Annotated in this window: 6 protein-coding genes; 5 read left to right on the forward strand and 1 reads right to left on the reverse strand. The window is 70.4% G+C overall.

The features are described from left to right. The first annotated feature begins 103 nt into the window (after window positions 1-103). The 5 genes from ACIA8D_RS36270 to ACIA8D_RS36290 all read left to right on the forward strand — a co-directional run bounded on the left by ACIA8D_RS36270 (window position 104) and on the right by ACIA8D_RS36290 (window position 11,006). Window positions 104-2,890, forward strand: coding sequence for a PA14 domain-containing protein (locus ACIA8D_RS36270; RefSeq protein WP_399238730.1), 2,787 nt, complete (start codon window positions 104-106; stop codon window positions 2,888-2,890). A 64-nt stretch (window positions 2,891-2,954) separates the two neighbouring features. Then, window positions 2,955-5,357, forward strand: a complete 2,403-nt coding sequence (locus tag ACIA8D_RS36275) for a beta-L-arabinofuranosidase domain-containing protein (RefSeq protein ID WP_399238732.1) — start codon at window positions 2,955-2,957, stop codon at window positions 5,355-5,357. Window positions 5,358-5,419: 62 nt separating this feature from the next. Continuing rightward, window positions 5,420-7,768: a GH92 family glycosyl hydrolase gene (locus ACIA8D_RS36280; protein WP_399238734.1), complete on the forward strand. Its 2,349-nt coding sequence runs from the start codon at window positions 5,420-5,422 to the stop codon at window positions 7,766-7,768. Between the two features lie 187 nt (window positions 7,769-7,955). Next, window positions 7,956-9,320, forward strand: coding sequence for a wax ester/triacylglycerol synthase family O-acyltransferase (locus ACIA8D_RS36285; protein ID WP_399238745.1), 1,365 nt, complete (start codon window positions 7,956-7,958; stop codon window positions 9,318-9,320). Between the two features lie 171 nt (window positions 9,321-9,491). After that, window positions 9,492-11,006 carry an SDR family NAD(P)-dependent oxidoreductase gene (locus ACIA8D_RS36290; protein ID WP_399238736.1) on the forward strand — a complete coding sequence of 505 codons (1,515 nt, stop codon included), beginning with the start codon at window positions 9,492-9,494 and terminating at the stop codon, window positions 11,004-11,006. Here the strand turns inward: ACIA8D_RS36290 and ACIA8D_RS36295 are convergent. Beyond that, window positions 10,985-11,824: an SDR family oxidoreductase gene (locus tag ACIA8D_RS36295; RefSeq protein WP_399238738.1), complete on the reverse strand. Its 840-nt coding sequence runs from the start codon at window positions 11,822-11,824 to the stop codon at window positions 10,985-10,987. The two genes, ACIA8D_RS36290 and ACIA8D_RS36295, sit on opposite strands and share 22 nt — an antisense overlap. Window positions 11,825-11,996 lie beyond the last annotated feature (172 nt).

The raw sequence follows: 11,996 nt of genomic DNA on the forward strand, positions 1-11,996 counted from the left end.
GGCGCACTCAGCCCGGTTTCACCGTGGTTTCAGCCGGGGCGCCCGCACCTGAAGCCGATGGCTCGTTCCCGCGGTCTTGCCGGACGCCGCCGCCCGTGCTGTGATGCCAACTGCCCGTCCTCGCAACAATGTTCAACGAAGTCCAACGCAATACACCGCAGTTGCACAGACCCGAGCGGCGAGCCGCCACTCTTCCTCGACGCGTCCCAGCACAGGAGGATCCGTGCGCACCAGACGACTCAGAAGTCCCAGAAGCTTCAGCAGTCCCGGAGAACCCCGACCCCTCAGACGTCGCGCCAGGCACCTGTCCCTGCTCCTTGTCGCGGCCCTGGGCCTCAGCGCGCTCGCGGCGGCCCCGTCCGGCGCGGCCGCCACCGCGGACGACGAACCCGTCGTGCCGCACGGCCTGAAGGGCGAGTACTACACCCAGTCCGCCGCGGGCGCCTTCGACTTCGACAAGCTCAAGGCCACCGGCTTCGACCCGCAGATCGACTTCAACAGCCTGGAGTCCCGCCTTTCGTCCGCGACCGGTCAGGCGGACGACGCGAGCGTGCGCTGGACCGGAAAGCTGGTGCCGGAGAAGTCCGGACCGACAACGTTGTCAATGATCGGTGACAACGGCTTCCGGCTCTGGGTCGACAACAAGCTGGTCATCGACCACTGGGTCGACGACTGGGACAAGGAGCAGACCTCCCAGCCCGTCGACCTGACCGCGGGCAAGGCGGTCGACATCAAGGTCGAGTACTTCGAGCACTACGGCGGCTCCAACCTCCATCTGCGCTGGACCGAGCCCGGCGCGCAGAAGAAGGCCATCCCGTCCTCCGCGTTCCGGCTGCCCGACGACTGGAAGTACGACGGCGCCATCGGCACCACCGTGCTCGGCGACGGCCGCACCCTGAAGCTCGACTTCGCGCAGAAGCTGGGCGCCGTCCCCGCGGATGTGGGCGACCACCTGAACGCCGTGATCGGCGGAGCCAAGTGGCCGTTGAGCGGGGTCAAGGCAGACCCGGACGACCCCCGGGCCCTCGTCGTCGGCCTCAAGGAGCCGGTCGTCGGCAACAAGGGCGGCGACGCCTCCGGCCAGGCCGACGTCACCTACGACGGCAAGGGCGGACTGGTCGGCAGCGACGGCACGGCCGTCGGCTCCTTCTGGTCCAGCGGGCCCAACCACTCGACGCACGAGCTGACCACCAAGTGGGGCGACGACGTCACCCCGGCCAACGCCCACCGCGAGTACCCGCGCCCCCAGCTCACCCGCGACAAGTGGCGGAACCTCAACGGAAGTTGGCAGTTCGCCGCCGCCAAGGAGGGCGAGCAGCCGCCGGTCGGCAAGAACCTCGGCGAGAAGATCCTCGTGCCCTACCCGGTCGAGTCCCAGCTTTCCGGCATCGAGCGCCACGAGGACCGCATGTGGTACCGGCGCACCTTCACCGTGCCCGCCGACTGGAAGGTCGGCGACAAGCAGCGGCTGCGGCTCAACTTCGGCGCCGTGGACTGGAAGTCGGAGATCTACGTCAACGGCACGAAGGTCGCCGATCACAAGGGCGGTTACGACAAGTTCAGCGCCGACGTCACCGACGCCCTCAAGCCGGGCCGCACCCAGGAGCTGATCGTCGGCGTCTACGACCCGACCGACGCGGACAACGCCGAGAACCCGCCGATGGGCAAGCAGCGCCTCGACCCCAGCGGCATCTGGTACACCCCGTCCTCCGGCATCTGGCAGACCGTGTGGATGGAGCCGGTCGCCACCGACCACGCCACCGACCTGAAAGTGACGCCGAATGTGAAGACGGGCGAAGTGGCCGTGTCCGCCACGGGAGTTCGTGACGGCGTTCCCGTCACGGCGACGGCGTACGCGGACGGCAAGAAGGTCGCCACCGCCACCGGCACCTCCGGCGGACCGCTCACCCTGAAGATCGCCAAGCCGCACCTGTGGTCGCCCGACGACCCCTTCCTCTACGACCTCAAGGTGAGCGTCGGCGCCGACAAGGTCGGCAGCTACTTCGGGATGCGCTCCATTTCCGTCGAGAAGGTCAACGGCACCCCGCGCACCATGCTCAACGGCAAGCCGACGTTTCTGATGGCCACCCTCGACCAGGGCTTCTGGCCGGACGGACTGCACACCGCGCCCAGTGACGACGCGCTCGCGTACGACCTGAAGATGCACAAGAAGATGGGCTTCAACTCGGTCCGCAAGCACATCAAGGTCGAGCCCGACCGCTGGTTCTACTGGGCCGACAAGCTCGGCCTGATGGTCTGGCAGGACATGCCCGCCATGGAGGCCGGGCGCAACCCCTCCACCGAGGCCCGCGCCGAGTACGAGCGCGAGATGAAGACCATGATCGACCAGCACATCAACCACCCGTCGGTCGTCATGTGGGTCACCTTCAACGAGGGCTGGGGCCAGTACGACGAGGGCCGCATCGCCGAGCAGGCGAAGTCCTGGGACCCGACCCGCCTGATCAACGGCCAGTCCGGCCTCAACCTCGGCCGCGACGGCGGCAAGGGCGACATCATGGACGAGCACGGCTACCCGAGCCCCGCCCTGCCGCCGCAGCCCGACGGCGAACGCGCCCTGGTCGCGGGCGAGTACGGCGGCCTCGGCCTCGCGGTGCCGGGGCACGCCTGGTCGGTCCAGCAGTCCTACGTCGACGTGGACCCGGCGACGTACACGGACGACTACCTCAAGAAGCTGGACGAGGTGCACAAGCTGGCCTGCAAGGGTGGCAACGGCGCCGTCTACACGCAGATCTCCGACGTCGAGGGCGAGCTGAACGGCCTGCTCACCTACGACCGCCGCGTCGTCAAGCCGGACGTGAAGCGGGTGTCCGACGCCCAGCGGGCGCTGATCCACGACGCGTCGCAGGACACCGTGGCGAACTGCTCCTGATCCCGTACGCCCCCGGGGCGGGCCCGTATCCACGGGCCCGCCCCTCTTTCGTAGGAGGCAGCTCATGACTGTGACTCGACGCGGGGTGCTGCAGGCCGCGACGGTGGCCTGTGCGGCCACCGCGTGGGGCGGCGCGGCGGCCGCGACGGCGCGGGCGGACGCGTCAGGACCGTCCGCCGACGCGTTCACGCGCCTGCCCGTCGGCAGTGTCACCGCCGATGGATGGCTCGCCGGCCAACTGCGGCTGCAACTGGCCGGACTGTGCGGACGCTACGAGGAGGCGTCGCACTTCCTGGACATGGACAGCTGCGGCTGGATCCACCCGGAGCTCGACGGCTGGGAAGAAGTCCCTTACTGGCTGCGGGGATTCGTGCCCCTCGCGATCGCCACCCGCGACACCGACGCGCTCGCCACGTGCAGACGCTGGATCGAACCCATCCTCGCCACGCAGCAGTCCGACGGGTTCTTCGGCCCGCGCGCTCTGCGGACCTCGCTCAACGGCGGCCCGGACTTCTGGCCGTTCCTGCCGCTGCTCATGGCCCTGCGCACCTGGCAGGAGTACACGCACGACGAACGCATCGTGCCGTTCCTGACCCGCTTCATGACCTACATGGCGGCCCAGGGCAAGGGCGCCTTCGACAGCAGCTGGGTCTCCGTGCGCTGGGGCGACGGCATCGACACCGCGCGCTGGCTGTACGAGCGCACCGGCGACGCCTTCCTCGCGGACCTCGTCGACAAGATGCACCGCTACGGCGCCGACTGGACGGGCAAGCTCCCCACCCCGCACAACGTCAACGTCGCCCAGGGCTTCCGCGAACCCGCCCAGTACGCCCAGTGGGCCACCCAAGGGGCCGCGGACCTGCGCCGCGCCACCTACCGCACGTACGAACAAGTGCTCAAGGAATACGGCCAGTTCCCCGGCGGCGGCATGGCGGGGGACGAGAACGCCCGGCCCGGTTTCGGCGATCCGCGTCAGGGGTTCGAGACCTGCGGCAGCGTCGAGTTCATGGCCAGCCACGAGCTACTCACCCGGATCACCGGCGATCCCGTGTGGGCGGACCGCTGCGAGGACCTCGCCTTCAACATGCTCCCGGCCGCCCTGGACCCGACCGGCAAGGGGATCCACTACATCACCAGCGCCAACGGCATCGACCTCGACAACTCCCCCAAGAGCAACGGGCAGTTCCAGAACGGCTTCGCCATGCAGTCCTACCAACCTGGCGTCGACCAGTACCGCTGCTGCCCGCACAACTACGGCATGGGCTGGCCCTACTTCACCGAGGAGCTGTGGCTCGCGGGGCCCGGCGGCGGACTCGTGGCCGCGATGTACGCGCCGTGCGAGGTGCGCACCGAGGTGGGCGACGGGGTCGAGGTCACGGTGCGGGAGGAGACGGACTACCCGTTCGACGAGACGGTGACCCTGCGGATCGGCGTGGAGCGCGCGGTGGAGTTCCCGCTGCGACTGCGCGTTCCGGGCTGGTGCGAGGCGCCGCGTCTCACGGTCAACGGCCGTGCGGTGAAGGCCGACAAGGGGCCCTCGTTCGCGGAGATCCGGCGCACCTGGCGGGACGGCGACGAGGTGCGACTACGCCTGCCGCAACGGACGTCGCTGCGCACCTGGAGCGGCAACCACGACAGCGTCAGCGTCGACCACGGCCCGCTCACCTACTCGCTGCGGATCGGCGAGCGGTATGTGCGCACGGCCGGGGACGACACGTTCCCCGAGTACGACGTGCACGCCACCACCCCCTGGAACTACGGCCTCGTGCCCGGCAGTTCGGCCACCGTGCACCGCAAGGAGGGGCCTCTCGCGGACAATCCGTTCACCCTGGACGGCACGCCCGTCACGCTCACCGCGCGCGCCCGCCGCATCCCCGAGTGGATCGCCGACGAAGAACACGTCGTCGCACCCTTGCAATCGAGCCCCGCACGCAGCCGCGCGGCGGTGGAGGACGTGACCCTGGTGCCGATGGGGGCCGCCCGGCTGCGGATCACCGCGTTCCCGACGGCGGCCCCGAACGGAAAGCCGTGGACACCTGAAGCACGCCACCACCGTGTGCTGAACCGGTACAGCGGCAAGGTCCTCGCCGTGGACGGGACGTCCACGGACAACGACGCGCGGGTCGTGCAGTTCCGCAACACCGGCACCGGCGATCACGCGTGGCAGCTCCTCCCGGCAGGCGGCGGCGCGCTGCGCATCCGCAACGGCCAGAGCGGCAAGTACCTGGCCGTGAAGGGGAGTTCCACGGCGGACAGCGCCCTGGTCGTGCAGTACGAGGACGACGGCAACGGCCGGCAGGACCTGCTGTGGGAGCGGGTCGAGAAGGGCGACGGCTGGTTCCTGCTGCGCAACCGGCACAGCGGCAAGGTGCTCGGCGTCGACGGCATGTCCACCGCCGACAGCGCCCAGGTCGTGCAGTTCGCCGACAACGGGACGGAGGACCATCTGTGGCGCCTCGAGTCTTGACGGGCCGTTGGGGCGCGCGAAGAATGACCAGCCATGCTGACAACGTTGTCGAGGAGTGCATGATGAGAAGGCGCAGAAGACCCGTCCACCGCACGTTGGGGGTGCTCGCCGGGGCAGTCGCGCTGCTCGGCGCCGGACTCGCGGCGCCCGCCACGGCCTCGGCCGGCGCTGAGGACGGCCGGCTCACCGACCTCGTCAACCCGTTCATCGGGACCGAGAACGAGGGCAACACCTACCCGGGCGCCGCCGTGCCGTTCGGGATGGTGCAGTTCTCGCCCGACACCGGGCACAACACCGGCTACGACTACTCGGAGAACCACATCCGCGGGTTTTCCACCGTCCATCTGTCGGGCGTGGGCTGCGGGTTGGGCGGCGATCTGCCCGTGCTGCCCACCGTGGGCGACATCGGGAGCACGGACTACGCGAAGTATGCCGCCGAGTTCAGCCACGACGACGAGAAGGCCTCGCCCGGCTACTACAAGGTGGGCCTGAAGTCCGGCGTCGACGCCGAGTTGAGCGCCACCAAGCGGACCGGCGTGCAGAAGTACACGTTCCCGGCCACCGACAAGGCCAACGTGATGATCAACGCGGGCCAGTCGCTGCACAAGACCGTGCACACCAAGGTCGACGTCCTCGACAGCCGGACCGTGCGCACCGCCATCACCGGCAGCGGCTTCTGCCAGGACACCAAGCAGTACACGCTCTACACGATCACCAGGTTCGACCGGCCGTTCAAGGCGAGCGGCACCTGGAAGGGCGACACCGTCACCGCGGGCTCGAAGTCCTCGGCCGCCGACGCCGAGCGCAACGGCGCGTACGTGCGCTTCGACACCAGCAAGGACCGCACCGTCGAGGCGACCACCGCGATCTCGTACGTCGACGCGCACGGCGCCTCGCTCAACCTCGCCAAGGAGGGTGGCCGTTCCTTCGACTCCGTGCGCGGCGCGGCGCGATCCGCTTGGGAGGACCGGCTCGGCGACGTCAAGGCGCAGGGCGGCAGCGAGACGCTGCGCCGGACCTTCTACTCCTCGCTGTACCGCTCGTTCCTCGCGCCGAACATCGGCAGCGACGTGGACGGCCGCTACACCGGCTGGGACCAGAGGATCCACCGCGCCGACGGGTTCACGTACTACCAGAACTGGTCCCTGTGGGACACCTATCGCACCCAGGCGCAGCTGCTCTCGCTGCTCGCCCCGCGCGAGTCGCGGGACATGGCGTTGTCGGTGATCCGGATCGACAAGGACAGCGGCTGGCTGCCCAAGTGGGGCTACGGCACGGTCGAGACGAACATCATGACCGGCGACCCGGTCACCCCGTTCCTCACCAACGCCTACCAGCAGGGCCTGCTCAAGGGACACGAGGAGGACGCCTACCGGGCCCTGAAGAAGAACGCCGACGGCGTGCCACCGGCCGACTCCGCGCCGGTGGGCCGTGAGGCCAACAAGGAGTACCTGGCCGACGGGTTCGCGCCGTACATCAAGGACCGCCAGCACGTGAAGCCCGGCGACTCCGATTACGACCACGGGGCCTCGGCCACCCTGGAGTACGCCCTGTCCGACGCCATGCTCGGCCAGATGGCGAAGGAGCTCGGCCACAAGGACGATGCGAAGCGCTACGCCGAGCGGGCGCAGAACTACCGGAAGATCTTCGACGGTTCGACCGGATTCTTCCGTGCGCGCGACGCGTCCGGCGGCTTCACCGGGCCCGCCGACCCCGCCAAGAGCGATGGCTTCCACGAGGGCACGTCCTGGCAGTACCAGTGGCTCGTGCCGCAGGACCTGCCCGGCATGGTCGGCCTGATCGGCGGCAAGGAGGCCGCGAACAAGCGGCTCGACTCGTTCTTCGCGTACGAGGAGCTGGTCAAGGACCCGGCCAAGACCGCCCGCGAGGTGTGGGTCAACGGCCCGTACGACTACTACAACGCGGACAAGTACAACCCGCAGAACGAGCCCGACCTGATCGCGCCCTACACGTATCTGTCGACCGGGCAGCCGTGGAAGACCACCGACGTGGTGCACGCCGCGCTGACCCTGTTCACCGACACGCCGACCGGCATGACCGGCAATGACGACCTGGGCACGATGTCCGCCTGGAACGTCCTGTCGTCGATCGGGATCTTCCCGGTGCAGCCCGGAACGGACACGTGGAGCCTGTCGACGCCCGTCTTCGAGCGGGTCGACGTCACGCTCGACCGGCGCTACTACCCGAAGGGCGCGCTGACCGTCCGGGCACCCGGCACCTCGCAGGACGACCGGTATATCCAGTCGGCGCGGACCGACGGAGCCGCGTACGACAAGACGTATCTGACGACGGACGATCTGCGGGGCCTGCGGAACCTGTCCTTCACCGTCGGCGGCGAGCCGTCGGCGTGGGGGACCGGTGCCGACGCGGCGCCGCCGGCCCTCAAGTGAGGTGAAAGTGACGTAATCGACACGCCACTTGAGTCGTCTGCTGTGCCACATGGGACCCGCCTCTCCCAGAGGGGCGGGTCTTCATCAGTTGTTAACGCAGCGTGCAGTGATCGTACTTGACCGTAATCGACTGCGGGCGGTTGACTGCCCTCTCCCGTTGTCGACGCGAGAGCCCTCCATGACCTCTCTGAGTTCGGACTTGCTCGCTCCACTCGACCTGACCTTCTGGAACATCGAGACCCCCGAACACCCCATGCACCTGGGGGCGCTGGGCGTCTTCGAGGCCGAAGGGCCCGGCGCCGCCCAGCACGCCTTCGAGTTGCTCGCCGCCCGCGCCGCGGGCGTGCCGGGCCTGCGGATGCGGATCGCCGGCGTGCTCGTGCCGGTCGGCGGCGCGGCCCGCGTGCCCGCCGCCGACTTCGACCCGCTCGACCACGTGTGGCTGGCCGGGCCCGTGGATGACTTCCACGCCGCCGCGGGCGCGCTCATGGAGCACCCGCTCGACCGCGGCCGCCCGCCGTGGGAGGCGCATGTGCTGCCGGCCGCCGACGGTGCGTCGTTCGCCGTGCTCTTCAAGTTCCACCACGCCTTGGCCGACGGGTTGCGCGCCCTGACCCTCGCCGCCGGCGTCATGGACCCCATGGAGCTGCCCGCCGGGCGCGCCCCGAAGGACGTGCCCGCCCCGCGCCGCGGACTGCGCCTGCCGTTCCCCGGTATGCGCGAGATCACGCTCGGTGACCTCGATCCGCGCCGCTACGCCGACCATGTGCGGGAGCTGACGGCCGGCGCCACGCAGGCCGTGTCCATCGGCGCGTCCGTCGCCCGTGCCACCTGGGGCGTCCGCACGTCGCCCGCGCTCACCTCGAAGGCCACCGGCACCCGGAGCACCGCCGGGATCGTGCTCGACCTCGACGACGTGCACCGCATCCGCAAGACGGTGGGCGGCACCGTGAACGACGTACTGATCGCCGTGGTCGCCGGGGCCGTGCGCCGCTGGCTCGACGAGCGCGGCGACGGCAGCGCGGGCGTCGAGCCCCGCGCCCTCGTCCCGGTCTCCCGCCGCAGGCCCCGCACCGCGCACCCGCAGGGCAACCGGCTCTCCGGCTACCTGGTCCGCCTCCCCGTCGCCGAAGCCGACCCCGTGGAGCGGCTGCGCGCCGTCCGCGCGTCCATGGACCGACACAAGGACGCCGGGCCCTCGCGCGGCGCCGGCGCCGTCGCCCTGCTCGCCGACCACGTGCCGCCGATCGGCCTCCGGCTCGGCGGCGGCCTCGTCGGCCAGAACGCCCGCCTCCTGTTCGACCTGCTGGTCACGAGCGTGCCGCTGCCGAGCCTCGGCCTGAAACTCGGCGGCTGCCCGCTCACCGAGGTCTTCCCGCTGGCGCCGCTGGCCCAGGGACAGTCCCTGGCCGTGGCGGTGTCGACGTACCGCGGCCGCGTCCACTACGGGCTCGTCGCGGACGCGGCCGCAGTGCCGGATCTCGACGTGCTGGCACGGGCGGTACGGGAGGAGGTCGCCGAACTCGCCGCGGTCTGCGAGGCGCGGGTGTGAGGCATGCGGCCAGGGCGGAGTGACGGCCGTCATTTGGCCGCCCCCGATCCCGCCAGTATCCTCCGGATCTGGCGGGATCAACCGAGTGACCTGTAAGGTGCCGCCTTTTGGCAGCCGCGCGGCCCTGATGGATTCCTCGCGGCACGAGCGACACGAGGAACAGCAGCGGCGATGACCGTGACAGAGGACAACAAGCCCGCCGACGGCACGGGGGCCGGCGAGAACGGCGACGTCGTCTACGGCCCCGGCATCGACCCCGAGCGGCTCGCCGTCTGCCTCAGCGTGCTGGAGGAGCTCGACGAGATCGACGTCGACCACCCCGACGCGATCACCGTCCGCAGGGCCACCGCCGGCATCTACCGGACCGTGAAGCAGCGCCGCCGCCAGGAGCGCCGCGCCGCCAAGACCGCCCACGACAAGGCGGTCACCGAGGCGACGGCGACTGGCTCCGCGCAGCGCATCGACGACGAGACCGAGGGCATCCTGCCGTCCTCGCAGACCGAGGAGGGGCGGCTCGCCGGGATACTCCAGCGCCCCCGCTCCTGCTACACCTGCAAGACCCGGTACGTGGAAGTCGACTACTTCTACCACCAGCTCTGTCCCGACTGCGCCCGCCTGAACCGGACCAAGCGCGACGCCCGCGCCGACCTCTCGGGCAAGCGCGCGCTGCTCACCGGCGGCCGCGCCAAGATCGGCATGTACATCGCGCTGCGCCTGCTTCGTGACGGCGCGCACACCACGATCACCACCCGGTTCCCCAAGGACGCCATCCGCCGCTTCAAGGCGATGGAGGACTCGGCGGACTGGATCCACCGCCTGGAGGTCGTCGGCATCGACCTGCGCGACCCGGGCCAGGCCGTCGCCCTCGCCAAGCAGGTGTCCGCCGCGGGCCCGCTCGACATCCTCATCAACAACGCGACGCAGACCGTGCGTCGCCTGCCCTCCGCCTACGCCGCGCTCGTCGACGGCGAGAGCGCGCCGCTGCCCGCGGGCGAGCTGCCGCCGCACACCGTCATCGGCGCGTTCAACTCCGGCTCCGTCGACGGCATCCAGGCGCTGCCGCTGGGCACCAGCGGCAGCGACGCCCAGAAGGTCGCCGACCTCGCGCTCGTCGCGGGCAACGCGAGCGTCGAGCGGCACCTCGACGGCTCCGCGATCGACGCGGGCGGCCTCGTCCCCGACGTCGTCGAGTCCAACACCTGGGTGCAGACCATCGACCAGATCTCCCCGGTCGAGCTCCTCGAGACCCAGCTGTGCAACTACACGTCGCCGTTCATCCTGATCAGCGCGCTGCGCCCGGCCATGTCCGACGCCGCGAAGAAGGCGGAGAGCGGCCGCGCGTACGTCGTGAACGTCTCGGCGATGGAGGGCGTCTTCGGCCGCGGCTACAAGGGCGCGGGCCACCCGAACACCAACGCTGCCAAGGCCGCGATGAACATGGTGACCCGCACCAGCGCCCAGGAGATGTTCCAGGCCGACGGCATCCTCATGACCTCCGTCGACACCGGCTGGATCACGGACGAGCGCCCGCACTACGACAAGCTGCGCCTGGCCGAGGAGGGCTTCCACGCCCCGCTCGACCTGGTCGACGGCGCGGCCCGCGTCTATGACCCCGTCGTGCGCGGCGAGTCCGGCGACGACGTGTACGGCGTCTTCCTGAAGGACTACGAGTCCGGCAAGTGGTGACGCAGCTGTCGGTGGACGGCGTTGTTCGCGGCGCCGCCCGCTGAGGCGGCGCGCACCCGCGTGCCGCCGTCCACCAGCAGGTCCGCGCCGGTGATCCAGGACGCCTCGTCCGACACCAGCCAGCGCACCGCGCGGGCCACGTCCTGCGGCTCCCCGATCCGCCCGGCCGGGAGACCCGCCGCCACCGACTGCTCGGCCCGCTCCCACACGAAGCGGGCCATCTCGGTGCGCACCAGGCCGGGGGAGACGGAGTTGACCCGTACCAACGGGCCCATCTCGCCCGCCAGTTGAGCGGTGAGGTGCAGCAGCGCCGCCTTGCTGGTGCCGTACGCGCCGACGTTCGGGCCGACATGGCCCGCGCCCTCCGTGCACACATTGACGACGGCGCCGCCGTGCTCGCCCATCCACGCCCGCCACGCACACTGCACAAGACGCAGCGGCGCCTCCACGTTGACCGTGAACGCCGTGCGCCAGGTGTCCGGATCGGCGTCCATGAGCGGCCCGTACGGCTGGTTGGTCGCGGCGTTGTTCACGACGACGTCGACCCGCCCGAACTCCGCCATCGTCCGTTCTGTCACCTCCCACAGGTGCGCCGGATCGGCGACGGAGCCGGGCACACCCACCGCCCTCGCGCCGCGCGCCCGCAGCGCCGCGACGGTCTCCCGCACCCCGTTCGGATCACGCGCCGTCACGCACAACAGGGCTCCGCGGTCGGCGAGTTCCTCCGCGATCGCGCGGCCGATGCCGCGCGAGGCACCGGTCACGACGGCCGCCCTGCCGTCGAGCACCTGTGGGTGATCCGTGGATCGCGAGGTCATGCGCGTACGGTCTCACGGGTGACCATTGGCTGACGATGTGTCAGCTGTGCACGGTTCGTGGGTTGTTGGTGGAGGCCGGGCTAGGGCCTGTCGTTTGGATCAGGCCGGGCTCGCGGGGCCTGGCACGCACGCTCGCGGCGTTGTCGTCGGTCGACGACGCTCCGCGTCGCCT

This window comes from Streptomyces sp. NPDC051684, from assembly GCF_044453445.1.
In the GTDB taxonomy this organism is placed as follows: domain Bacteria; phylum Actinomycetota; class Actinomycetes; order Streptomycetales; family Streptomycetaceae; genus Streptomyces.